Raw genomic sequence first — 24,283 nt, forward strand, 5'->3', positions numbered from 1 at the left:
GTGCCTGAGGGCGCGGCCGCTTCAGCAGTTGCGGCCGCTGTTGATGCAGGTGACCGCAAAGCGCATCAGGTTGTCGGGCATGACGTTGGCGAAGTCGGCGTGGTCGGTGATCGGGGCGTGCAGCTGCTCGGGGAAGCTGTCGAGCGCGAACGCCTGTGCCCGGCCCGGCAGCCGGTAGGTCAGTGTGAGGCGCTGTCGGTGTTGCGCCCGTCCCAGCAGCTGGGGAAGTCCAAGATCCGCACCAGGCGGCTGCCGCGCGGGCACAAGGGGTATTTGTCGGTCACGATCCGGTCGGTGAAACCGGTGCAGGTCCACTGGGCCCGGGCGTTGGCGGTGCCGTTGGTGGCGGCCTTGGCGTCCCCGGTGATGACGCGCAAGAACCTTGGCATCGCGGTGACCTTGCTGCGCGGGTTGCCGCGGAACTGCAGCGACACCGAAGAGGGCACCACGATCCGGCCGATGTTGCCATCGGCGGCGCTCTGGTCGTTCTGGTTGCGGTCGGCGTCGCTGCGCAGCCGCATCACCGGCCAAAAGTAGGTGGACTTGTCGCCGCGGGCGCAGGTGGTGCCGGCGGCCGCCAGGCTCTCATTGGTGGAGAACCCGTCGGTGGACAGGTTGCCCACATAGTCGTGGGTGTGGTGGGCGCCGTTGACCACCCCGGGCGCGACGATGAAGTTATCGGAGTTGTAGTGACCGTTCTCGTTGCGTCCGCAACGAGAGGTGAACGTGCCGGTGGAACCTCCGCGCGAGGGACGCATCCGCCGGACGTTGGGCTGCACGCTGCGGATGTCGATGAAGTCCTCGGCGCGCGGCCCCTCCGGCGGCCGCCCCGCGCCGGCGTCCTGTCCCTGATCCTGCCCCGCGCCCTGCCCCTGGCCGGCATCGCCGCCCTGCCCGGCTCCCTGATCCTGGCCGAGGCCGTCGTCCTGGCCGTCGTCCTGGCCGTCGCCCTGGTCCAGCCCTTGGTCTTGGTCTTGGCCAGGGTCCTGCTGGGAGGGGTCCTGACCCTGCCCGGCGTCCCGGCCCGCATCACCGGGCTGCTCCGGGGCGGGGCTCTGCTCCTCCTGCGGCGCCTGCCCACGACCGCGGCCGTGGTCACCCGGCCCCGCCGCCCGCTGCAGGTGCGCGCCGTGTCCGCCCAGGTCGGCCTCCTGCGTTCCGTCTCCCCAGGGGTCCGGCGCGGGAGGCCGTGTCAAAGTGGCCGCGGCCATGGCGCCGGCGGGCATCTGCGCCGCCACCGCGACCAGGGCCAGCGCGGGCACCAGCAGGGCCGTGCCTTTCGTGCGTCGCATGAAGCTCTCCTCGGTACGGGATCAGGAAGCAACTGCCGAGTAATCCACCAGGCCGGTGCTCTCCAGGTAGGTCATGTGCCGGAGCACGGCGGCGTTGGCCCGGGCGGAGAAGTCGCGCACCAGGCTGTTTTGCGTGTTGGCGCGGACCTTGGCGATGAGGGAGAAGACCTTGCCGTGCGCGGCGCGCAGCCGGTACACGAAGTGCCGGTCGTACTCCTCGCCCGAGAGCGCCGACAGCTCGGCCATCCACTGCTTTTGATCGCGGTTCGGCTCGCTGGGCAGCACCACGTCCAGCTGCTGGGCCACCTGGCGCACGTCCTGGTCGAGTTCCAGATGCTCGGTGGCGATCTTGCCGCCGATCTCCTTGACCTTCGGGCTGGCCGCCCGCTGCTGCGCCTGCTGCCCGGACGGCGCCTCCCACAGCCCGGCCCGCCGCACGCTCACGAGCAGCTCCCGGTCCTGGTCGCTCAGCGGTCCCCAGCGGGTCTGCACCGTCCCGGAGGACACCCCGGTCAGGGAGTCCCCGTCCAGGGGAGTGCCCGGCGGGCTCAGCACCATGAACAACGCGGCCCCCGCGGCCACCACCGCGACCGCCAGGAACACCATCTCCGCGGGCCGTCCGAGTCCTCTCCCACCACGGCGACGGCTCCTCGTGCGGTTCAGGAACCCCATGCTGCCGCCCTCCATCCTCTGCTTCCGGTCTTCCTTTCCTGCGGTGCCGTCATGGCCGCGTGCGCCCGTTGCCGGGTCGTCAGCTAATACGCGGCGCGGCGGCTACGCGTTCACGAAATCCGCCGGATCGGCAGAAAAAATCGCGGGCCGGGTTCCCACCCGGTCCCGCGCACCCGGAATTCCCCAGAGCCGTCCGGGACGGCTCCAGGAAAACTCACGATTTCCGAAATGTTCCGGCAGGGCCGCCCGCCCCGGACGCCACGGCCGCCAAGCCCTTTTCAACGCACCGTTCCCGCAGGCCGAGACGGTGCCATGACCTGCAACGCCATGTCCTCGAACACCGGCGGGGCCCGCATCAGGCCCCAAGACCAGGCCCGGGAAATCCCACTGAGCGAACCTTTCATAAACACCACTCCCCCGAGCGGAACGGGAGTGTCACAACCGGGAAAGGGCTCCCGTTCCCAGACCCCGGTACCAGGCGCACGAAAAGGTTCAGTTGAGCGCGTCCTGACGCTGCTGGGAGACGACCGGCCGGCCGGTGACCACCGCCGTGGGAACGGTGTCCGGGGCGCCGCGCGGCACCGAACGCGGCTTGACCGCCAGGAACAGCCGGGTGATGGCCGCCAGCGCCACCGCCATGACGCACAACAGGTAGCTCAGCACGACCCACCGGTCGGCCGACCGGCCCGCCGTGAGCCCGTGGGTGATGGCGATCGGCCAGGCCGCGTACGCGCAGATGTGCAGGGTCCGCCACAGCCAGGGCCGGGCGGCGGTGGCGAACCGGGGCCGCAGCAGGCCCGTGATGATCACTATCAGGAACAGCTCGAAGGCGATCGTGCCCAGCCCGATCGGCTCGGCGAAGGGCACCACGATCTGGATCGGCTCGGCCTGCCCGGCCAGCACCTTGACCATGATGTGCGAGATCAGGCAGGTGATGCCGACCAGCGAGGCGGCACGGTGCACCGCCTGGGCGAGCACCCGGTGCCCGATGTGCAGGATCATCCGCTCGGTGGCCACCACCCCGCTGACCACCGCCGCGGTCAGGGAGAGGAGGGCGAACACCCCGACGTAGAACGACAGGAAACTCTGCACCTGGGCGGCCGCGGCGGCGCCGGGCGGAGTGGCCACTCCCACCAGCACCGCCAACGCGCCGAAGGCCATGAGGCGCAGCGCCCACGGCGGCAGCAGGGGCCGGTCACTGTTGCTGCTCTCCACTGGCATCACTCTCCTGGTTGTCCGGGGAAGATTCGTCCTGCCGGCCTGTTCCGGGACGGTCGGACGGGTCGGGTTCGGGCGTGACGTCCGGCCGCGGCTCCTCCTTGGGGGCGGCGGGAGGCGGGGGCTGGGGGCCGAAGTTGCGCAGCAGCCCGCCCGGCAGGACCTGCAGCGGGCCGCGCTCGGCCCAGCCGACCAGCGGGCTGGCCTGCTCCCGGAAGGTCCACCCGCCCAGCGTCACGCCCTCCAGCGGCAGGTCGTCGTTGCCGCTGCGCAGCCCGAACTGCACCTGGGGCCGGTCGACCGGTGCGCCCCCGCACGGCCGGTCGGTGCCGATCCTCCCCAGCGGCGTGCCCCGGGCCACGGCGCCGCCATCGGGGATCTTGGGAATGCCGGTCAGGTTGTAGTAGGTGGTGGCCCGGCCGTCGGGATGGATCACCATCACCATGCCGCCGCCGTCCCGGGTGGCGCAGAGCCGGTAGAAGCGTCCCGGGCCGGCGGCCAGCACCCGGCCGTCGCCGCCCCGGAAGGCCACCAGGCCCAGCGGCCGGGCCGGCCGGCCGGTCGCCGGGGCGGCGGTCATCAGCCAGCTCTGGCCGATCCGCCACGGCAGCATCAGCCGCGTGGGCACGGTCGGCCGGGCTGCGCCGGCGCTGAAGCGGGCCAGCGCCCGCCGCTCCCCGGGCGGCATCAGCTGCGCCGGCGCCCTGGCCAGCAGCGCGTCGAACTCCGCGGTGCCCGACAGCGCGATCTGCCAGCGGCCCGCCGTCCGCTGCGCCACATACAGCGCGGCCTGCGGCATCGCCTCGCGGTCCTCGGGGACGGGGATCACCGTGCTGCCGAGCGCCCAGGTGCGGTCTGGGCTGAAGCGGATCACCCCGGTCAGCGGCGCGCCTTTGCCGCCGGACTCCCCGCCATAGGAACGCCGGGCGTCCGGGCCGCGCAGCCGCAGAGCCAGCTCGTTGACCCGGTCGCTGAGGTCCTGTTCGGCGGGGCGGGCCGGGCGCTGGGAGCGCGAGGCGTCCGGGCGGGGCCGCGCCGCGGCCGAACCCTTGCCGCGCTCGGCCGCCGCGGCGCTGGAGGCGCCGACGAACTCGCCGGTCAGCAGGCTGCTCTCCCACGCGGCCAAGGTCGCCAGGCCGACTGCGAAGACCACGGCGATCGACGCGGCCGTCAGCCCGTCGGCCGACCGGCGCGGGTAGCGGGGCGGGCGCACCGGTACCGCCGGGCGTCCCTCCGGCCCGTGACGGCCCCTGCCGGCCCGTCTGCGGCCGGTCCGCGTCCCGGCCGAGACGTTCCGGCGGGCCGGCTCGTCCCGGGCGAAGGCCGTGCGCGCATCGAATCCCGGCCGGACGCCCGGCCGGTATCCGCCCGCGAAGGAGGCGGTCCGGAGCCGAGCCGAGCGGCCTGCCACGACGTCGGCGTCCACCCGCGCGTCCCGCCCGCCATAGGGCCCCCCTGGAGGATCGTCCGCCCGGACGCGGGCAAAGACCGGCGGATCGGCCGGCGGGCGGCGCTCGCTCCACCACGGCTCCCGCGGCCGCGCAGCAGGGGGCGGCTCGGGCCGAGGCGAGACGCCGCCGGCGCGTCCGGCGGAATGCCTCCCGCGGCCGGCGCGCCGCGACCCCGCCCGCCGGGCGGCACGCCTGGACGAACGGCCCGGGTGCTCCCAGAACTCCCGGTACGGATCCTCTGGGTCCGGGGACGAGCGTCGTGCCATTCCCTCTCCTTATGGAGGAGGTGGAGACGGCGAACGACGAACTGACCCCGCTGCTGTTCCCTGAGGTGTTCCGCTGAGGCGTGCGCCCACGGCGCCTGTCACTGGACGCTACCTGAGCCCGCTCTCACCGGCAACGCCCTGACACTTCCGGAGCATACGCCCTCAAAGCCGCCGGGATGGCGAAGAGGCACAACAAACTTCCCCTGAATCGCTTTGACGACCCAACCCTTTCGGTAATGCCTCAGTTACGCCCATCGCACCGGAAGTGGATGCCTTAGCCCTGGCTCAGCTTTTCCTTAAGAGAGGCATAAGAAGGACGCACCGGGCCGCCTGCTCGCCTAACGTCCCTGGTGCGGCCGGTCACCCGGCATCACCGAGGAGGAAGGCATGGGTTCGCTCTCCCGACGGCTGCACGTGCGTTCTCCTCGGTACGACCTGCCGCAGCGTCGAGCCGCGTCCGGCACCCCCGTCCACGCCCACCTGAAATCCGGCCAGGCGGTCGCCACCCAGCCAGCGCCCATCCTCCAGACTCCCCCACCCCGGGCGCAGTCCGCCGATGTGAACCGGATCCCCCGCACGGAACGGGCGGCGTGGAACCCCGGCCTTCGGGGGTGCCGGCGCGGCTCCGGCCGCCTGCCGGGCCCGATCCCCTGATGGAGCGGGCATCGGGCTCTCCCCCAGCCGGCTCCGCGCCTCCATCGACGCGCAACCGAGCAGACCGAAGCCCTCCCAGCGGGCCGGAGAGGCCGCTCGTCCCTCGGCGGACAGGCGGGGCTCGCCTGCCGTCATCCGGTGACCTTTCCCCCGTGCCTCAAGGAGGCCGGGACAAAAGTCCCGCCGGCGCCCGGCACTCCGAGATCCCCACTGTGACCTGCGAAGAGGGCGTGTCGGGAAATGCTCATCGCAGTCGGGCCGAGCCGGCTGAAACTCTTTGAAAGGGCGGTAATAAAGAGCCACCGGAACCGTCATAGTGGAATCCAGAGCGCCACGGCGAGTTCTGCATTCCGTACATCGCGGGACGGCTTCGGCCTCTTCCGCGCAAGTCAGACGGCGAGCCGTGCGGCGGCTGCGTCCACCTTGTGAGACAACGGCGCCCCGGTATGCGGCGGGCGGTCCCGACACGTCCGGAACAGAATTCCCGAGCACCGCGACGAAAGCACTTCGAAAGCGTATCGTTACGCTCAGTTGCGGCACGGCGGTGCGGCGCCGTGCCGGGATCCGATGACGGCGGCTCCGGAAACCGACCGGCGCTGGAGGGACGGGACCGTGGCGAACGAGCGGGTTCACCGCAGAGCCTTCAAGGGAGAACCGGCGGAACTCGCCAAGGTGCGCAGCTTCGCCACGGCGGCGCTGCGCGGCTGTTCCGTCCTGGACGACGCCGTGCTCCTCATCGACGAGGTCACCGCCAACGCCATCGTCCACACCCGCTCGGCGACCATCGAGGTGGCGCTGCGCCATGTGGGGGACGTGGTGCGCGGCGAGGTCCACGACGCCGGCTCCGACACCGTCCCGGCCCCCCGGCCCGACTCCGACGGCGAAAGCGGCCGCGGCCTGCTCATCGTGGACCTGCTCGCCAAGCAGTGGGGGACCCGCCGCACGGCCGCGGGCAGGCTGGTGTGGTTCGAGCTGCACGACCCGGGCTGCGCCATCCGATCGACCGCCTCCACCTAGCCGGGCGCCCCGCGGGGACGATGCGGCTCAGGCGAGCAGCTCGCCCAGGCGCGCGGCCTGGACCTCCCAGCGCCACTCGCGTTCCACCCAGGCCCGGCCCTGCTCGCCCATCTTGCGGGCCCGTTCGGGGTCGGCCAGCAGGTCGCCGACCGCCTCGGCCACGGCGGGCACCGAACGGCCGTCGACCACCACGCCGGTCTCGCCGTCCAGCACCGCATCCGGGGCGCCGCCGGAGTTCCCCGCCACCACCGGCAGCCCGGTGGCCGACGCCTCCAGGTAGACGATGCCCAGCCCTTCGACGTCCAGGCCGCGCCGCCGCGTCCGGCACGGCATCGCGAACACATCGCCGGCGTCGTAGTGGGCGGGCAGCTCCTCCCAGGGGACACTGCCGGTGAAGACCACCGAGCCGGCCACGCCGCACCGTTCGGCCAGCCGCTGCAGTTCCGGCCGGTAGGGGCCTCCGCCGACCAGCAGCAGCGCCGCCTCCGGCACCCGGCGCAGCACCGCCGGCCAGGCGCGGATCAACGTGTCCTGGCCCTTGCGCGGCACCAGCCGGGACACGCACACCGCCACCGGCCGGTCGGCCAGCCCGTACCGGCGGCGGATGTCGGCGCCGCCGGCCCCCCGGTGGAACAGCCGCTCGTCCACCCCGGGCGCCAGGCGCGCCATCCGGGCGGCGGCCTGCGGCGACAGCGCCGCGGCCAGCCGGGAGCGGGTGTAGCCCCCCAGGTAGGTCAGCACGTCCAGGTCGTCGCCGATGCGGCGCAGCAGCCGCCGCGCCACCGGCAGCGCCGCCCACCCGGCCTCGTGCCCGTGGGTGATCCCGACCAGCCGCCCGGCGCCGCGGCGCCGCAGCGCCGCGGCCAGCAACCCGAGGGGGGCGGCGGCGCCGAACAGCACCGAGTCGCACCCTTCCGAGCGCAGCAGCTGCTCGGCCCGGCGCAGCACCGACGGCTCCGGCAGCATCAGCGAGGTGGGATGCCGCACCACCGGGAACGGCTGGGCGGCGTCGAAGGCCGCCGCGCCTTTCCACGAGGGCGCGTACACCACCACCGAACCCGGGGGGCGGCGCAGCACGAGATTGTGCACGAACGTCTGGATCCCACCGGGACGGGGCGGGAAGTCATTGGTCACCACCAAAGTCTTGGTCATCGCGTGCCCAGCATCCCATGAACGCAAGAGCCCGCCACCGGGTGCCGGTGGCGGGCTCTTGACGATGCGGTGACGGCCGTCGGCCGGCCTTTCAGCGGGTCAGCTCCTTGTGGCCGCTTCCCTCGACGCCCTCGCTCTTGGCCCCCTCGACCTCGTGGTGGTCGCCGTGGTCCTCCACGGGGATGTCGTCGAGAGCCCAGGAGCGGTGCAGCCGGGCGCGCAGGTGCCCCAGGGGGCCCTTGGCGCCGGGGGCGGGAATGCCGTCCTTTTCGGCCGGAGGCAGGGAGATGGTCTTGTTCTCCTTGCTGAGGATGACCGCGCGCTCCTCCTCCGTGGGCGGCTCGTGCTTCTCGCTGAAGCCGCCCTCGGGCGACATGACGATGATTCCCGACTCGACGCCGTGGTGCATGGTGGCGGCGTCCTTGCGCTGCAGACCCAGGCAGATCCGCTTGGTGATGATGAAGGCCAGCACCGGGCCGACGAAGATCGCCACGCGGAAGAACCACGTGGTGGCGAACAGCGACACGTGGAACCGCTCGGCGATCACGTCGTTGGCGCCGGCCAGCCACAGCAGGCCGTAGAAGGTGACGCCGGCCATGCCCACACCGGTGCGGATCGGGGCGTTGCGCGGACGCTCCACCAGGTGGTGGTGACGGTGATCACCGGTGATCCACCGCTCGATGAACGGCCACAGCGCCGCGCCGGTGAAGATCAGACCGATCGGCACCACGCCGGGGATCAGCACGTTCCAGCTGATGGTGTGGCCGAAGGCGGTGGTCTCCCAGCCCGGCATCAACCGCAGCGAGCCTTCCAGCAGACCCATGTAGAAGTCCGGCTGGGAGGCCGAGGAGATGGCGCCCGGGTCATACGGCCCGTAGTTCCAGATCGGGTTGATCTGGGCGAAGGTCGCCAGCAGGGCGATGACCCCGAAGGTGAACAGGAAGTAGGCGCCGGTCTTGGCCATGAACACCGGGTAGAACGGGTAGCCCACGACGTTGTCGTTGGTGCGCCCCGGGCCGGGCATCTGGGTGTGCTTCTGATGCCACATGATCATCATGTGCGCCGTGATCAGCGCCAGGATGATGCCGGGGATCAGCAGCACGTGCATGGTGTACAGCCGCGGGATGAGCTCGCCGCGGTCACCGTGCGGGAACTCGCCGCCGAACAGGAACATGTAGATGTAGGTGCCGACCAGCGGGACGGCCTCGGCCACACCCTGGGTGATCCGCAGGCCGGTGCCCGACAGCAGGTCGTCCGGCAGCGAGTAGCCGAACATGCCCTCCACCATGCCGAGGGTGAACAGGCCCAGGCCGATCAGCCAGTTCAGCTCACGCGGCTTGCGGTAGGCGCCGGTGAAGAACACCCGCAGCATGTGGGCCATGATCGCGACCATGAACAGGATCGCGGCCCAGTGGTGGATCTGCCGCATGAGCAGGCCGCCGCGCACATCGAAGCTGATGTGCAGCGCGGAGGCGTACGCCTCCGACATGGGCACGCCCTGCAGCTTGGTGTAGGAGCCCTCGTACACCACCTCGTGCATGCTCGGCTGGAACCACAGCGTCAGGAAGGTTCCGCTGAGCAGCAGGATGACGAACGAGTACAGGGCGATCTCGCCCAGCATGAACGACCAGTGGTCCGGGAAGACCTTCTTCATATTGCGCTTGAAGAAGGTCGTCGAACCAAGCCGGTCGTCGAGGAAGTTCAGCGGGCCCGCCACAGCCTTGGGGGCCGCGCCGGGGGTTGGCGTGCTCATCCGCGCTCCCAGAAGCTCGGACCGACGGGCTCGGGGAAGTCGTCGGTGGCGATCAGGTACCCCTCATCGTCCACCGACAGCGGCAGCTGCGGCAGCGGCCGGGCCGCCGGGCCGAAGACGACCTTGGCGCCGTCGGTGGCGTCGAAGGTGGACTGGTGGCACGGGCACAGGATGCGGTGGGTGGTCTGCTCGTACAGGGCCGCCGGGCAGCCCACGTGCGTGCAGATCTTCGAGTAGGCCACGATCCCGTTGACGTGCCAGTTCTCGCGCCCCTTGACCGGCTTGAACTTCTCCGGGGGCACGTTGATGAGAATGGTGACCGCCTTGGCGGCCTCGTTCATGTGGTGCTCGGACTCGGAGATGCCCTCCGGCAGCACCGTGATCATCGAGCCGGGAGTGGCGAAGTCGCTGGCCCGCAGCGGACGCGGGTTCTTGGTCCCGTCGTCGATCACGATGCGGGCGCCCTTGCGGCCCTGTGCCTTGGCCTTGCGGACCGCCTCGCCCCAGAAGGTGTGACGCAGCCGCTTCTCCGGCAGCGGACCCAGGTCGCGCAGCAGCACCAGCGGAGCCAGTCCGAGCGGGGCCGCCGCCAGCAGCAGGGTGCGGCGCAGCAGCGGCCGCTTGGTGAGCCCGCTGTCGGCGGCGCCGGCCACGAACTCGGCCTCGAACTCGGCCCGGGTCTTTTCGTCGGAGGGCAGCTCCTCGCGCTGCTGGACGATCTGCTTGCTGGTCATCAGCCGGCGCACCCAGATGGTGACGCCGATGGCCATCGACAGCATCGCCACCGTCATGGTGGTGCCCAGGGCGTAGTTGGACGCCCGGGTGTCGGCCAGGCCGTGCATGCCGTCGGGGCCCTGCTGCCCGCTCCACACGTAGGCGGCGATGAAGCCGACGCTGGCGAGCGCGGCCAGCAGGAAGAACAGCGCCACGATGCGCTCGGCGCGCTTGGCCGAGGCCTCGTCGAGCTCCTCGCCGGCCCCCTGGGGGGCGGGATCGTCGGCGACCAGCAGCCGGCCGCTCTGCTCGGGAGTGCCGATCACGCGCTTGGGCGACTGCTCGCGGGCGGCGTCGCCGGACTCCATGGGCTCGTTCGAGCCGGTGTTGTTGTCGCTCATGACTTCTTCAGCTTCTTGGGCTTCTTGGCGGTCAGCCACATCGCCGCCAGGACCAGCATCGACAAGCCGACCAGCCAGCCGGTCAGACCCTCGGACACCGGGCCGATCCGGCCCAGCCCGTTGCCGCCGGGGTTGGGCTCTTCACGGGTCTTCACCACGTAGGCGATGATCGCCCGCTTCTGCTCGGGGGTGAGCGTGGTGTCGTTGAACACCGGCATCGCCTGCGGCCCGGTCAGCATCGCCTCATAGATCTGGGTGGGCGTGACATCGTCGCTGTCCAGCGGCGGGGCGTACTTGCCGCCGGTCAGCGCACCGCCGGCGCCGACGAAGTTGTGGCACTGGGCGCAGTTGGTGCGGAACAGCTTGCCGCCCAACGCGACGTCGCCCTTGTCAGGGTCGACCATCTCCGCGCTGGGGATCTCGGGACCGCCGCCCAGAGACTGGATGTAGTTGGCCAGGTCCGACAGGTTCTTTTGGGCCTGGGCCTTCTGCCGCTCGGCCTTGGCACGCTCCTCGGGGTCGTGCTGGTCGGTCGGGATGTTGGTGTTGAACTCCGGAATGGGCGGCTTGCGCGGCATCTGGGCGCCGGGGTTCGCCGCGGGCATACGGCCCGTGGAGACCTGGAAGTCAACCGAGGCGGCGCCGACACCGATCAGGCTGGGCGCCAGCGACCTGCCCTCGGCGTCCTTGGTGCCCTCGCCGTTGAGGCCGTGGCAGCTGGCGCAGTTCTTGTTGTACAGATCCCGGCCGTTGGCCAGATCCGCGGCGGCCTGGGAAGCGTTGGCCGCCTCGGCGCGGTCGATACGCGGCGAGAAACCGGCGTAGAGGGCGCCGATCGCCGCCAGGGCCGCCAGCACGACGGCGTAGCCCGCCCACGGGCGCCGTCGCCATGCGGTGAACCTTTTCACGGATATCCCCGTTCGGGTCGGTCGATTGGAAGTCGGACAGGGGGCTTAGAGGTCGAGCAGGTAGATCACGCCGAACAGGCCGATCCAGACCACATCGACGAAGTGCCAGTAGTACGACACGACGATCGCGCTGGTCGCCTGCTCATGGGTCCAGCGCTTGGCGGCGTAGGTGCGGCCGAGCACGAACAGGAAGGCGATGAGCCCACCGGTCACGTGCAGCCCGTGGAACCCGGTGGTCAGGTAGAACACCGAGCCGTAGGGCGAGGACGACAGGGTCAGGCCGTCGTGGTTGACCAGCTGGTAGTACTCGTACAGCTGGCCGGCCACGAAGTACGCGCCCATCAAGAACGTCAGCACGTACCACTCGCGAAGCCCCCACCGGGCGACGTTGAACAAGGAGCCGTCCCGGCCGACCTTGCCGGCCTCGGCCTTGAACACGCCCATCTGGCAGGTCACCGAGGACAGCACCAGGATGGTGGTGTTGAAGGACGACAACGGCAGGTCGAGTTCGGCGCCGGGCCACGGCCCTCCCTGGCCGATGATCACCGAGCGGATGGTGAAGAACATCGCGAACAACGCCGCGAAGAACATCAGCTCGGACGACAGCCAAACGATCGTCCCCACGCTGACCAGGTTGGGACGGTTGGTCCGAGCGTGCGGAGTTGCTTTTATCGCGGATGCTGTTGCCACGGGCAGCATTATTGCCCCACCCAACCAAGGTCTGACGCATGACCCCCGGTTAGGGGTTCCCGCAGCAGCAGAACCGGTAGCCTTACCGCCATGAGCACCTCCCCGTCCGGGGCCGATGCGCCAGAGCGCGAGGCCCCCATGAAGGTCCTGGTCTACAGCGACGACGCCGCCACCCGCGAGCAGGTGCGGTTGGCGATCGGTCGGCGGCCGGCCGCCGACCTGCCCCCGGTGGAGTTCGTGGAGATCGCCACTCAGCCGGCCGTGGTGGCGCGGCTGGACGCCGGCGACATCGACGTGGCGGTGGTGGACGGCGAGGCGCAGCCGGCCGGCGGGCTGGGGGTCTGCCGGCAGGCCAAGGACGAGGTCTACGACTGCCCGCCGTTCGTGGCGATCATCGCGCGCCGCGACGACGGGTGGCTGGCGACCTGGTCGCGGGCCGACGCCGTGGTGAGCCAGCCGCTGGATCCGATGGCGCTGGCCCAGGCGGTGGCCGACCAGTTGCGGCGGCGCCGGGCCTCCCGGCTGCCGGTCCGCTAGTAGTCCCCGGGGACGCGGCCGCGTCCCCGCCGCCTCTTCGTTCCGGACACTGCTTGGGGAATCCATGGACGCGCGTACGACGTGGCCCGCACTGCTGAACGCCCTGATCGACGGCGAGTCGCTGTCGAGCGAGGAGACCGCCTGGGCGATGAACCAGATCATGGCGGGCGAGGCCACCGACGTGCAGATCGCCGGGTTCGCGGTGGCGCTGCGGGCCAAGGGCGAGACGGTGGCCGAGGTGGCCGGGCTGGCCGAGGGGATGCTCGCCAACGCCACCCGCATCCGGGTGGAGGCCCCCGAGGGGGCCCGCACCGCCGACCTGGTGGGCACCGGCGGGGACCGGGCGCGCACCGTCAACTTCTCCACGATGGCCTCGATGGTCGCCGCCGCCGCCGGGGTGCGCATCGTCAAGCACGGCAACCGCGCCGCCACCTCCTCCAGCGGCTCGGCGGACGTGCTGGAGGCGCTGGGCGTGGCGATCGACCTGTCGCCGCAGGACACCGTCCGCGTGGCCGAGGAGGTCGGCATCACCTTCTGTTTCGCGCCGCTGTACCACCCGGCGCTCAAGCACGCCGCCAAGGCGCGCGGCGAGCTGGGCACCCCGACGGTGTTCAACTTCCTGGGCCCGCTGACCAACCCGGCCCAGCCCAAGGCCGCGGCAGTGGGCGTGTTCCACCCGCGGATGGCCGGGGTGATCGCCGGGGTGTTCGCCGAGCGCGGCGCCTCGGCGCTGGTGTTCCGCGGCGACGACGGGCTGGATGAGCTGACCACCACCGGCACCTCGTCGGTGTGGGTGGTGCGCGAGGGCAGCGCCGAGCAGGTCACCTTCGACCCGGCCGAGCTGGGGCTGCCGCGCGCCACCGCCGAGCAGCTGCGCGGCGCCGACGCCGCGCACAACGCGAAGGTGGCGCGGGACCTGCTGGCCGGTGAACGCGGCCCGGTGCGGGACATGACGCTGCTGAACGCCGCCGCGGTGATGGTCGCGGCCGAGGGGGCCCCGCCGGCGGACCGGCTGACCGAGGCGCTGCGAGACGCCTACCGGCGGGCCGCCGAGGCGGTGGACTCCGGCGCGGCCGCCGCGCTGCTGGACCGCTGGGTCCGCGTCTCCCAGTCGCTGAAGTCCCAGGGGGCCGCCGGGCGGTGACGTTCTTCGGCTCCGCCCGCCCGCGGGCGGAGCCCACTCCTTTCTATAAAGGCGTATCTCGCAGGGAGCGGGACGGCCGGTTTCACGGCCGTCCCGCTCCCTGCGGTGGTCTTCAGCCCGCTTAGGGGTCAGCCCTCGGGAAGGCCCAAGGCGAAGGCCGCCTCCAGGTCGTGCCGGGAGTAGGTCTCGAAGGCGATGTGGGTCTCGGTGTCGCGGATGCCGGGCACCTTGTTGAGACGTCCGGGGATGATCTCGGCCAGCTGCTCGTGCTCGCGCACCCGCACCATCGCGATCAGGTCGTACTCGCCGGTAATGGAGTAGACCTCGCTGACCCCTTCCAGAGCGGCGATCTCCTCGGCCACCTCCGGGATGCGGGCGACGTCGGTCTTGATCAGCACGATCGCGGTGATCACTACCCCTCCTGATCTCACCTGGTCCGGTGGCACCCTATCGGGATCGCCGAGCAGGGCCGGACGGCCCCCGGCTACTCCCTGGCCAGCGCCACCGCGCGCCGGGTGGGACCGGCCCGCCGCGCCATCAGCGCGAACAGCATGCCCGCCACGAAGCCATAGATGTGCGCGACGTAGGCCACGTTGCTGCTCTCATCGCCCAGCGAGAGCCACTGCAGCACGAACCACAGCCCCAACAGCACCCAGGCGGGCAGCCGGCTGATGATCACCGGCGGGACGTAGCTGACGATGCGGCCCCGGGGGTTGAGGATCAGGTAGGCGCCCAGCACGCCCGCGATGGCGCCCGAGGCGCCGATCAGCGGGGTGGTGGAGCTCGGCGTGGTGAAGGCGTAGCCGTAGACGGCCGCCAGCCCGAACAGCAGGTAGGCCAGCAGGTAGCGGGCTCTGCCGAAGCGGTCCTCCACTCCGGCGCCCAGCACGAACAGCATCACCACGTTGCCCATCAGGTGCAGCCAGTCGGCGTGCAGGAACATCGAGGTGAACGCCGACACCCAAGGCACCTTCTCGTACGGCTCCACCGGGCACGGGCCGACCCGCTCGGGAGGGGGCTGCTGCTCGCCGCTGACCAGCTCCTTGGGGATCGCGCCGTGTTCGAGGGTGAACTCCACGGCGTTGCACTCGCGGACGCGGCCCTCCCCGTAGGAGGCGGCGAAGTTGGCCATCGGGGTGAAGAGGAAGACCACGATGTTGACGGCCACCAGCAGGTAGGTGACCACCGGTGCACGCCGGGCGGGCTGGCTGTCGTACAGAGGCACTGCCACCGCGTCACCCCCGGCCCTTCTTCACCACCCGGATCCGTCTCGTTCACCTTAGTGGGCGGCCGCCCCGGCGGAATCCGTCCTCGGGTTCGAGCGGGGCGTAGGCGCGCTCCAGCCACGCGCGCAGGCCCTCGGCGCCGTGCACCGGGCTGCTCCAGGTGCCCTCCAGCTCCACCAGCCGGGTGCCCGGACCCTCCAGCCAGCGCAGCACGCATTCCACCTCTTCGGGGATGGCCCCGCCCACCGGGCCGGGACCGGGGATGACGGTCTCGGCGGTGGCGACCGCCGCCTCCACATGGGGCCAGGGCGAGGCGCCCTGGGGGACCGTCCCGGCGGCGGCGAGCCTGCCGTGCCGCACCACGGCCAGCTCCCAGCCGCCGCCGAAGGCGGGCCGGGCGGCCACCAGCTGGGGGCAGCGGGCCAGTGCGGCCAGCCGCTGGCCCCGGGCCGCCGCCCGCACGAACGCCGCCAGCCGGTCGCGCTGGGCCGCCGCCTCCTCATAGCGCAGCTGCACGGCGAGCCGGTCGATGCGCACCCGGGCCGCGGCCACCACGGGCCGCACGTCGCCCTCCATGATGCTGCGGGCCGTCTCCACATGCCGCAGGTAGACGTCGGCGGACTGGCGGCCCTCGCACGGCGCCCCGCAGCGGCCGATCTGGCCGAGCGCGCAGGTGCGGGCCCGGCCGTGGGCGATCAGGCGGGGCGTCAGGCGCTGGGTGCACTGGCGCAGCGGCACCGCCTCGTGCAGCGCGGCCCTGGCCTCCTCGGCCTGCCGGAGCGAGCCGAACGGCCCCAGGTAGACGGCCTGTTCGTCGCGGCAGTCGCGGACGATCGACAGGCGGGGGAAGGTCTCGCCGACGGTCAGCTTCAGCCACAGCGTCCGTTCGGGGAACTTCGAGCGGCGGTTGTAGCGGGGTTTGTGCTCGGCGATCAGGCGCAGTTCGCGGACCTCGGCCTCCAGCGCGGTGGCGCACACGATCGGCCGGACGCGCTCGGCCAGGCCCACCATCTCGCGGATCCGGCGGCGGGTCTCGGAGGCGGTGAAGTAGGAGCGCACCCGGGCGCGCAGGTCGTTGCTTTTGCCCACGTACAGCACTTCGCCGCGGGCGTCTTCGAACAGGTAGACGCCGGGGGCGCTGGGCATGCCGTCGGCCAGGTGCCGTTTGCGCCGCTGCTCGGGGGTGGGGGTCTTGGCGAAGGCCCGCAGCTCCTCCAGCGAGTGCACCCCGTAGGAGCCGAGCCGCTCGATCAGCCCGTGCAGCACGTCCACGGTGGCCCTGGCGTCGGCGAGCGCGCGGTGGCACGGCTCGGTGCCGGTGCGGAAGTAGCGGGCCAGCGTGGCCAGCTTGCAGTTGGGCACCTCCTCGCGGGTGAGCACGCGGCGGGCCAGGTCGGCGGTGTCGACCACGGGGAAGGCGGGCCAAGGATGGTCATGGGCCGTGCAGGCCGCGCGCAGGAAGCCGATGTCGAAGGGGGCGTTGTGGGCCACCAGCACGCAGCCGCGGGCGAACTCCAAGAAGGCCGGCAGCACCGCCGACATCGGCGGCGCGTTCGTCACCATCTGCTGGGTGATGCCGGTCAGCGCCGTGATGAACGGCGGGATCGGCACGCCGGGATCGACCAGGGTGGCGAACTCCCCCAGCCGCTCGCCGCCGCGCACCTTCACCGCGCCGACCTCGGTGATCGCCGAGTCGGCCGGTGAGCCGCCGGTGGTCTCCAGGTCCACCACCACGAAGGTGACGTCCACCAGCGGCGTGCCGAGGTCGTCGAGGGTGCCCTGGACTCCCCGGGCACCCGGGCCGGTGGGCGGCTCGGCGGCGCCTGTGGACGTCATGGGCCGTACCGTAGTCCAGAACGCCGACATTTCAGTCGGGTCACCTCCCGCCCGCCACCGCGGCGGTGGCTCTAGGGTGGATGCGTACGCTTGTGCGTTTGCGATCAGCCGACGCGTGGAAGGTCGGGAAGAACCCGGTATGCGCGCCGGATCGCAATCGGGAGCCTGGGAGGAGCACGATCATCGACAGCGGCCCGGAAACCCCCGAGGTCTCCCAGAGGGCGCCGGAACGGCTCGACGGCCCGCTGCCGGAGGCGGTGCGCCAGCGGGTCGTGGAGGCCGCTGCGGAGCTGCTCGGGACGCTGGCGACGGAGGAGATCCCGGCCTCGCTGCGGCCGTTCGCCCGGTGGGAGCGCCGCCACCGGGCCAAACGCGCCGGCCGGCACATCGCCCCCGTCCTGGAACAGGACCCGGTGTTCCGGGAGAAGGCCGCCGGGCCGCTGCGGGCGGCCGAACCGGAACTGGTCGAGGCGGTGGCCTCGGGCACGGTCCCGCCGGCCGCCGACCCGGTGACCGTGGCCGCCGTGGCCTACCTGCTGCGCCCGCCCGGCTGGCCCCGCCTGGTGGAGACGGCCCGCCGGGAACTGGAACGGTCCGCCAGCGCCGCCGAGGACGCCGCCTACGAGCGCCGGATCGCCGCGCTGCAGCGGGAGCTGGCCGAGGCCCGCGCCGGACGGGCCGGTGAGCTGGAGCGGCTGCGCGCCGAGCTGCGCAAGGCCAAGGCGGAGATCTCCGAGCTGCGCCGCAAGCTGCACGAAGAGCGCGCCGCCGTCAAGGCCGCCCGGCAGCGGGCCGAGTCGCTGGCCGCCGAGCTGGAGCAGCAGCGCGCCGCGGCCCGGGAGGCCGGCGCCGCCGCCGACAAGGAGCTGCGCCGGCTGCGCTCGAAGCTGGCGCAGGCCGAGGCCGCCCACGAAAGCAGCCGCCGGGCCGCCCGGGAGGGCCGCAACGTCGACGACGTGCGGCTGCGGATGCTGCTGGACACCCTGGTCGACGCCGCCTTGGGGGTGCGCCGGGAGCTGGCCCTGCCCTCCACGATCGGCCGCCCGGCCGACTCGGTGGGCTCGGTGGAGCCCGAGCTGCTGGCCCACCGGGCGCTGCCCGGCCGGTCGCTGTCGGACCAGGACCCCAAGCTGCTGGACCGGCTGCTCACCCTGCCGCAGGTGCACCTGATCGTCGACGGCTACAACGTCACCAAGACCGGATATGGGGATCTGCCGCTGGCCGACCAGCGCAACCGGCTGGTCAGCGGGCTGGGCGGGCTGGCGGCGCAGACCGGCGCGGAGGTGACGTGCGTGTTCGACGGGGCCGAGCTGGACGCCCCGGTGAAGATGGCCGCCCCGCGCGGGGTGCGGGTGTGCTTCAGCGCGCCGGGGCAGACCGCCGATGAGCTGATCGGCGAGCTGGTGCGGGCCGAGCCGCCGGGCCGCCCGGTGATCGTGGTCTCCTCCGACCGGGAGGTCGCCGACGCCGCCCGCCGCGCCGAGGCCCGCCCGGCGTCCGCCGCGCTGCTGCTGCGCCGCCTCGGCCGGGGCTGAACCGCCCTTTCCGGGGCACACATGGTGATCATGTGACAACCGGGCGTGGAAACTACTGAAATGCCCTGACAAGAACATACGAATCGGTTGTGACAGGTGTTGCGTCTCGCTAGTGTCTGCGCCGGAGAGGGTGGAGAGAGGGGCGTAACACGACTGTGGCCAGTGAAAAGACCCGCAGGTTCTTGGCGACGACCTGCCTTGCCGTAGCGGCGACGGTGGCGGCTCCCGTCACCGCGTACGCCGACCCCACTCCCTCGGCCTCTGAAGTGCAAAAGAAGATCGACCGCCTCAACGAGCAGGTCGATCAGCTGGTGGAGAAGTACAACCAGGTCAGGGAGGACCTGAAGGCGGCCAAGGCCAAGCTCAAGGCCGCCAAGAAGGCCGCCGCCGCCGAGCAGGAGGACTTCGAGAAGACCCGCGCCAAGATCGCCGAGATGGCGGCGACCGCCTACAAGACCGGCGAGCTGGGCGATGTGACCCGCTTCGTGGGCACCGGGGACCCCCAGAAGGTGCTCGACCAGACGGCGATCTTCACTCACCTGTCCCGCAACCGCAGCGCGGAGCTGAGGTCCTTCCTGGCCGCCGCGCAGCGGCTCAAGCGCCAGCAGGCCCAGGCCCAGGAGGCCTACGACGAGGTCCTGCGCCGCTCCAAGGAGCTCAAGGCGCAGAAGGAGAAGGTCGAAAAGTCCATCGCCCAGCAGCAGGCGCTGCTGCGCCGGATCGGCGTGACCCCCGAGCGTCCCGGCAGCGGCGGGGGCGGCACCTACCAGGGTCCGGCCAGCGGGCCGGCCCGCGTGGCGCTGCAGTTCGCCTACGCCCAGCTCGGCAAGCCGTACCAGTACGGCGCCGCGGGGCCGAACGCCTACGACTGCTCGGGGCTGACGATGCGCTCCTGGGGCGCCGCCGGGGTGAGCCTGCCGCGCACCACCTACTCGCAGTACAGCGCCACCAGGCGGGTCGCCAAGAGCGACCTGCAGCCGGGTGACCTGGTGTTCTTCAGCGGCCTGGGGCACGTGGGCATCTACGTCGGCAACGGCCAGATGATCCACGCTCCGCGTACCGGCAAGAACGTGGAGGTGGTGTCCATCACCTCCGGCTACTACGCCGCCAACTACTACGGCGCAGGCCGTCCCTGAGGCGCCGAAACGCCGACCGGCGGCCTGATCCGGCCTCATGCGGGCCGGGTCGGGCCGCCGTCTCGTCTTTACCCGCAGCCGGTGTGACGGACGTCATTTTCCCGCCGCTCCCCCACGCTCTGGAGGCATCCGGCCAAGGCCCGCAAAAGCCTTGCCGCACGGGGGATCCGGGGCGCCGCGCCCCGGGACCGGCACGCGCCCTCGGCGGCCCGGCCGCCGGGGAATCCCCAGACCGGGGAATGAATCCTCCCTAACCTGGGTTTTGCCTACGTACAACTTGAAGCGGGCATCCGCTGGGGACACGTGACCTGTCTCGCGTCCGTTTTGCGGATGATTTGCCTTCGAGTTGACGTTTGATACGTTGGTTCGGACAGCGGCGCCCCCCATGCGTCGCACCGGCGGCGACGTTCCCCAGACGCCGCCCCGTGCATTGCCGGCGCGGCCGCCCGGCGCGCACCGCACATGCCGCGGGCGCCGGAGGTCCCGATGCGGACCGGCCGCCCGAGCCGCAACAACCAGGTACTCAGTAAGTCAGCGCCGCATATCTGCGGCCCGCCGAGTCCTTTCGCCTCCGATCTGAGCGTTCCGGCCGCCCGAACGGCCGGGCGGGGGAGGCGAGGGAGCCGGGGACCCACCTTTCCCGGGGTGAATCGGCGCATCCCCCACCGGATCCCGTCCAGGGGACGGATGTGCCGTAGGGCGACTTCCAGCCCGAACCCGTCAGCTAACCCGGTAGGCGTCTGGAAGAAGGAGTGACCTCTGTTCAGCATCGCTGTCAGCAGCATCACCCGTAGCGCCAGGCTCACCGGCGGCGCGATCGTCGGTGCACTGACGCTGGCGCCCGTCCTGGTTCTGGGCACCGCGACCCCGGCCCAGGCCCCCGCCGTGCCGCACGCCGCCGGGCAGGAGCACACCGTCTCCTGGCAGGAGCACGACCGGCACCCGGCCCCCGTGAAGGCCGACACCGTTCACCGCGCCCTCAGGCGTTGAGCCCGGCGGTGCCCACAGGGCACCGCGCCCGCTGAGGGCCGCAGATCTCATCCCAGCGGCGCCCGGCCGCGATGCCGCGCCGCTTCCCTTCCCAAGAATTCCCTTTCCATTGCCCAGACGGACGTCCGTCCACGACGTCCGCCGCCGAGTCCGCATGCCTTCCCAGGGCGCGGAGCCGGGGACCCACCGCATTTCCCGGGGTGAATCGGCCGCAGCAGGCCGTAGGGCGACTTCCAGCCCGAACCCGTCAGCTAACCCGGTAGGCGGCTTGGAAGCAGAGGAGCACATGCTCGTGGCAGGCAAGCACCACATCACCCGCCTCACCCGCACCCTCCAGTCCCGCAAGAGCACCGTCGCCAGCGCCCTGGTCGCCGGTGCGGTGGCCACCACCGCGCTGGGCGTGGCCGCCCAGGCGCCGGCGCAGGCCGCCGTGGGCGCCGCCGCCCCGATCACCACCCTCGCCGAGAGCGGCAAGGCGGCCAAGTCGCTGGCCGGCGGGACCGGCACGGTGAGCAGCGCGCACGCCGCGGTGTACAAGGCCCCCGCCAAAAAGCACGGCGGCAAGAAGGCCGTGACCGCCGGCGAGGTGATCGAGGTGGCCGAGTCCCAGCTGGGCCTCACCGAGGACGCCAAGGGCGAGAGCAAGTTCGGCAAGTGGTACGCCTCCACCCCGCACGCCAAGCGGACCCTCCAGCGCGACGGCGGCGGCAGCGACCCCAAGGTCTACAAGTCCGCCCCCTGGTGCGCGATGTTCGTGACCTGGGTCGGTGAGCAGGTCGGCACCGATGAGCTGGGCGCGGACGCCTACACCGTCACCCACGCCAAGTCCTTCAAGGACAAGGGCCGCTGGGGCACCAAGCCCAAGCCCGGCGCGGTGGTGTTCTTCGACTGGGCCGGCGGCAAGAGCATCGGCGGCATCGACCACGTGGGCCTGGTCGCCGAGGTGCTCGACAACGGCAAGATCAAGACCGTGGAGGGCAACATCTCCAACGCCGTCGTCTCCAAGGTCCGCACCCCCGACACCATCGTCGGCTACGGGTACCCCGACTACGCCGCCGAGTGACCTCCCGGCGGCCGCCCCGTCCGGGCACCGGTGAACCCCCATAGGATCACCGGCATGGACGGCGGACCCGAGACATCGGCGAACGGCACCGGCCGGCGCACAGTGCGCCGGCCGGTGCTCGTCGTCTCGGCGCTGGTGGCCGTTCTCCTCCTGGCGGCGGGCGGCCTGTGGGCCGTCCTGCGGGACGGCGGCTCCCCCGCCCCGGCGGCCGATGCCACCGCCGCTCCCGCACCACCGCGGCCGGACGCGCAAGCCGTCCGGCAGATCCTGGACGGCCGCGCCCGCGCCGTGCGGGACGGCGACCGGATCGCCTTCCTGGCCACCGTCACGGCCGCCCCCGCACCCTTCCGGAACGCGCAGGCGACCGTGTTCGACAACCTCACCCGGCTGCCGCTGAGCGGCTGGCGGGAAGAGCTCGCCTCACCGGTCCCGGTGGCCGCAGGCCGGGACGGCGCGGTGCTCGAGGTGACGCTGCGGTACCGGCTGAAAGGCCACGACCGCCGCGAGGTGACCCGGACCCGCTACCTGACCTTCGCCCGGCGCGGCGGCGCCTGGCGGCTGGTCGGGGACGGCACCGCCCACGGCCTGCGCGACGAGGCCGACATCTGGGATAGCGGCCCACTCGACGTCGTGCGCGGCGAGCACAGCCTGGTGATCGGCTCCTCTCCCCTGCTGCGGGAGATCGCCGACCGGCTGGATGCGGCCGTGCCCGTCGTCACCGAGGTGCTGGGAGAGCGCTGGGCGCGCCGGGCGGTCGCGCTCGTCCCGGCCGACGACGTGCAGGCCGCCGCGCTGGTGCCCGACGGCGACCCGCTGGGCGATGCGGGGTCCATCGCGGCGCTGGCCGTCTCCGGCGACTCGGGGGAGGACCGCATCGTCATCGCCCCGGGGACGTTCTCCAGGCTCAACGCCCTCGGCCGGAAGGTGGTCCTCACCCACGAGCTGACCCACATCGCCACCGGAGGCGCCCGCGACGGGCGCACTCCCCTGTGGCTGATCGAGGGCCTGGCCGACTACGTGGGCTACCGGGACACGAAGGTGCCGGTCCGCTCGGCGGCGCGGGAACTGCGCGCCGAGGTGACCGCCGGGCACCTGCCGCGGAGGTTGCCCGGCCCCGCGGAGTTCGCCGACGCCGCACGGCTGCCGCAGGCGTATGCGGAGGCGTGGCTGGCCTGCCGCATGATCGCCGACCGGTACGGAGAGGACGCGCTGGTGCGGCTCTACCGTGCCGCCGGTGAACGCTCCCAAGACGCGGCGTTGCGTTCGGTCCTGGGCCTGGACACCGCCGGCCTCACCGCGATGTGGCGGGACTACCTGCACAGGGAGCTGCGATGACCGCTGCCGGACGGGCCCGTGCCGCCGCACTGATCACGGGCGTGGTGCTGCTGGCGGGAGACGGCGTCCTGCTGATGGCGACCACGCCGTGGGAACCGCTGCCCGGCGGCGGAAGCGAGCCCGATCCGGCCCGGGACTTCTCCCCCGCCGAACTGGCCCGCTCGGCGGCCTTCGACGCCGCGCTCAACCCGCCGGCGTACGCGGGGCTGCTCACCGGGCTGGCGGTCGTGCTGGTGCTGGGGCTGACCCCGCTGGGGGCGCGCTTCATCGGCTGGTGCACCGCGCGGGTGCCCGGGCGGGCGCTGCGGCTGGCGGTGGCGGTGGTGGCGGTGACGACGCTGCTGCGGCTGGCCGCCCTGCCGCTGCGGATCTGGCGGGAGAGTGTGCTGCGCCGCTACGGCCTGTCGGTCCAGACCTGGCCGGCCTGGCTGGCCGACCAGCTCAAGTCGCTGGCGCTGGCCTGGGTGATCTGGACGGTGGCGGTGCTGCTGCTGTACGTCCTGGCCCGGCGTTTTCCGCGTTACTGGTGGGCGGGGGCGGCAGCGGGCGGGTTCGCTCTCGTGGTGGTGCTGTCGTTCCTCTACCCGCTGCTCGTGGAGCCGGTGTTCAACCGGTTCCACTCGCTGCCCGCCGGGCCGCTGCGCACCGAGCTGCTGGCGATGGCCGCGCGGGACCGGGTGCCGGTCACCGACGTCCTGGTGGCCGACGCCTCCCGGCGGACCACCTCGCTGAACGCTTACGTGTCGGGATTCGGCTCCACCCGCCGCATCGTGGTCTACGACACGCTGCTGAAATCGCCGCCCGAGCGGATCAAATCGATCGTCGCCCACGAGCTCGGCCACGCCAAGCACAACGACGTCCTCCGCGGCACGCTCACCGGCGCCCTGGGGGTCTCCGGGGGAGTCTGCCTGCTGTACCTGGCGCTGACCTCGCCCGGGCTGCGCCGCCGGGCGGGGCTGGCCGACCGGACGGCCGAGCCGGTGGTCTGCGACCCGCGCTCGGTGGCGCTGCTGCTGGCCGTGGTCAGCGTGCTGACCCAGCTCAGCGGCCCGGTCCAGAACCTGATCAGCAGGCGGGTGGAGGCGCGGGCCGACGCGCACGCGCTGGCGCTCACCGGCGATGCGGCCACGTTCGTGTCGATGCAGCGCGAGCTGGCGCTGCGGAACCTGTCGGATCTGCGGCCGAACCCGGTGGAGTACGCGCTGTGGTTCAGCCACCCCAGCGTGCCCGAGCGCATCGCCATGGCCCGGGACTGGGCCCGCCTGCACGGCGGGCGGGCCGCCCGGCCCTGAA

Annotated in this window: 21 protein-coding genes and 2 riboswitches; of the genes, 8 read left to right on the forward strand and 13 right to left on the reverse strand. The window is 72.2% G+C overall.

Annotated features, from left to right (window positions below; genetic code table 11):
* Positions 1-21 precede the first annotated feature (21 nt).
* The 5 genes from BUE48_RS15090 to BUE48_RS15110 all read right to left on the reverse strand — a co-directional run bounded on the left by BUE48_RS15090 (position 22) and on the right by BUE48_RS15110 (position 4,395).
* Positions 22-264 carry a hypothetical protein gene (locus BUE48_RS15090; protein WP_286990199.1) on the reverse strand — a complete coding sequence of 81 codons (243 nt, stop codon included), beginning with the start codon at positions 262-264 and terminating at the stop codon, positions 22-24.
* Positions 180-1,292: a DUF1996 domain-containing protein gene (locus BUE48_RS15095; RefSeq protein WP_286990201.1), complete on the reverse strand. Its 1,113-nt coding sequence runs from the start codon at positions 1,290-1,292 to the stop codon at positions 180-182. Before BUE48_RS15095 ends, BUE48_RS15090 begins: the two co-directional genes overlap by 85 nt.
* A 21-nt stretch (positions 1,293-1,313) precedes the next feature.
* A complete protein-coding gene (locus BUE48_RS15100; RefSeq protein ID WP_169313032.1) occupies positions 1,314-1,898 on the reverse strand; it encodes a DUF4142 domain-containing protein in 585 nt (194 codons plus the stop codon).
* Positions 1,899-2,456: 558 nt separating this feature from the next.
* A complete protein-coding gene (locus BUE48_RS15105; RefSeq protein WP_052305520.1) occupies positions 2,457-3,179 on the reverse strand; it encodes a hypothetical protein in 723 nt (240 codons plus the stop codon).
* Positions 3,160-4,395, reverse strand: a complete 1,236-nt coding sequence (locus tag BUE48_RS15110; RefSeq protein WP_286990204.1) for a M23 family metallopeptidase — start codon at positions 4,393-4,395, stop codon at positions 3,160-3,162. Before BUE48_RS15110 ends, BUE48_RS15105 begins: the two co-directional genes overlap by 20 nt.
* A gap of 1,770 nt (positions 4,396-6,165) precedes the next feature.
* Between BUE48_RS15110 and BUE48_RS15115 the strand changes: the two genes are divergently transcribed.
* Positions 6,166-6,570, forward strand: coding sequence for an ATP-binding protein (locus BUE48_RS15115; RefSeq protein ID WP_012853384.1), 405 nt, complete (start codon positions 6,166-6,168; stop codon positions 6,568-6,570).
* A gap of 27 nt (positions 6,571-6,597) precedes the next feature.
* Here BUE48_RS15115 and BUE48_RS15120 read toward each other — a convergent pair whose 3' ends face one another.
* From BUE48_RS15120 to ctaE, 5 genes are all read right to left on the reverse strand, one after another.
* Entirely contained in the window at positions 6,598-7,722 is a 1,125-nt protein-coding gene (locus tag BUE48_RS15120) for a glycosyltransferase family 4 protein (RefSeq protein WP_012853385.1), read from the reverse strand.
* A gap of 91 nt (positions 7,723-7,813) precedes the next feature.
* Positions 7,814-9,475 (reverse strand): cytochrome bc1 complex cytochrome b subunit, encoded by a 1,662-nt coding sequence (gene qcrB, locus BUE48_RS15125; RefSeq protein ID WP_012853386.1) that lies wholly within the window; start codon positions 9,473-9,475, stop codon positions 7,814-7,816.
* Positions 9,472-10,590, reverse strand: a complete 1,119-nt coding sequence (gene qcrA, locus BUE48_RS15130) for a cytochrome bc1 complex Rieske iron-sulfur subunit (protein ID WP_012853387.1) — start codon at positions 10,588-10,590, stop codon at positions 9,472-9,474. Before qcrA ends, qcrB begins: the two co-directional genes overlap by 4 nt.
* Positions 10,587-11,498, reverse strand: a complete 912-nt coding sequence (qcrC, locus tag BUE48_RS15135; protein ID WP_012853388.1) for a cytochrome bc1 complex diheme cytochrome c subunit — start codon at positions 11,496-11,498, stop codon at positions 10,587-10,589. Before qcrC ends, qcrA begins: the two co-directional genes overlap by 4 nt.
* 45 nt (positions 11,499-11,543) lie before the next feature.
* Positions 11,544-12,197 (reverse strand): aa3-type cytochrome oxidase subunit III, encoded by a 654-nt coding sequence (gene ctaE / locus BUE48_RS15140; RefSeq protein WP_353745295.1) that lies wholly within the window; start codon positions 12,195-12,197, stop codon positions 11,544-11,546.
* Positions 12,198-12,278: 81 nt separating this feature from the next.
* Between ctaE and BUE48_RS15145 the strand changes: the two genes are divergently transcribed.
* Together BUE48_RS15145 and trpD are read left to right on the forward strand one after the other, a co-directional pair.
* On the forward strand, positions 12,279-12,725 hold the full coding sequence (locus tag BUE48_RS15145) for a response regulator transcription factor (RefSeq protein WP_052305523.1): 447 nt from the start codon (positions 12,279-12,281) through the stop codon (positions 12,723-12,725).
* Positions 12,726-12,789: 64 nt separating this feature from the next.
* On the forward strand, positions 12,790-13,869 hold the full coding sequence (trpD, locus tag BUE48_RS15150) for an anthranilate phosphoribosyltransferase (protein ID WP_012853391.1): 1,080 nt from the start codon (positions 12,790-12,792) through the stop codon (positions 13,867-13,869).
* A 128-nt stretch (positions 13,870-13,997) separates the two neighbouring features.
* On the opposite strand, the gene BUE48_RS15155 is transcribed toward trpD, so the two are convergent.
* The 3 genes from BUE48_RS15155 to BUE48_RS15165 form a co-directional block, all read right to left on the reverse strand.
* Positions 13,998-14,282 carry an Lrp/AsnC family transcriptional regulator gene (locus BUE48_RS15155; RefSeq protein ID WP_012853392.1) on the reverse strand — a complete coding sequence of 95 codons (285 nt, stop codon included), beginning with the start codon at positions 14,280-14,282 and terminating at the stop codon, positions 13,998-14,000.
* A 71-nt stretch (positions 14,283-14,353) separates the two neighbouring features.
* A complete protein-coding gene (locus tag BUE48_RS15160; RefSeq protein WP_012853393.1) occupies positions 14,354-15,100 on the reverse strand; it encodes a rhomboid family intramembrane serine protease in 747 nt (248 codons plus the stop codon).
* Between the two features lie 43 nt (positions 15,101-15,143).
* Positions 15,144-16,931: a DEDD exonuclease domain-containing protein gene (locus tag BUE48_RS15165; protein ID WP_052305524.1), complete on the reverse strand. Its 1,788-nt coding sequence runs from the start codon at positions 16,929-16,931 to the stop codon at positions 15,144-15,146.
* Between the two features lie 80 nt (positions 16,932-17,011).
* On the opposite strand from BUE48_RS15165, the gene BUE48_RS15170 reads away from it, so the two are divergent.
* From BUE48_RS15170 to BUE48_RS15190, 5 genes are all read left to right on the forward strand, one after another.
* Positions 17,012-18,466 carry an NYN domain-containing protein gene (locus tag BUE48_RS15170; RefSeq protein WP_012853395.1) on the forward strand — a complete coding sequence of 485 codons (1,455 nt, stop codon included), beginning with the start codon at positions 17,012-17,014 and terminating at the stop codon, positions 18,464-18,466.
* A gap of 215 nt (positions 18,467-18,681) precedes the next feature.
* Complete coding sequence (locus BUE48_RS15175; RefSeq protein ID WP_012853396.1) at positions 18,682-19,602, forward strand: C40 family peptidase; 921 nt, start codon at positions 18,682-18,684, stop codon at positions 19,600-19,602.
* 580 nt (positions 19,603-20,182) lie between these two features.
* Positions 20,183-20,356, forward strand: a riboswitch (cyclic di-AMP (ydaO/yuaA leader).
* A gap of 368 nt (positions 20,357-20,724) precedes the next feature.
* Positions 20,725-20,874, forward strand: a riboswitch (cyclic di-AMP (ydaO/yuaA leader).
* Between the two features lie 10 nt (positions 20,875-20,884).
* Positions 20,885-21,655 (forward strand): CHAP domain-containing protein, encoded by a 771-nt coding sequence (locus BUE48_RS15180; RefSeq protein ID WP_245536866.1) that lies wholly within the window; start codon positions 20,885-20,887, stop codon positions 21,653-21,655.
* A 54-nt stretch (positions 21,656-21,709) separates the two neighbouring features.
* Positions 21,710-22,990 (forward strand): peptidase MA family metallohydrolase, encoded by a 1,281-nt coding sequence (locus tag BUE48_RS15185; RefSeq protein ID WP_012853399.1) that lies wholly within the window; start codon positions 21,710-21,712, stop codon positions 22,988-22,990.
* On the forward strand, positions 22,987-24,282 hold the full coding sequence (locus tag BUE48_RS15190) for a M48 family metallopeptidase (protein ID WP_286990216.1): 1,296 nt from the start codon (positions 22,987-22,989) through the stop codon (positions 24,280-24,282). Before BUE48_RS15185 ends, BUE48_RS15190 begins: the two co-directional genes overlap by 4 nt.
* Position 24,283 lies beyond the last annotated feature (1 nt).

Source organism: Thermomonospora sp. CIF 1 (genome assembly GCF_001896795.1).
GTDB classification, from domain to species: Bacteria; Actinomycetota; Actinomycetes; order Streptosporangiales; family Streptosporangiaceae; genus Thermomonospora; species Thermomonospora curvata.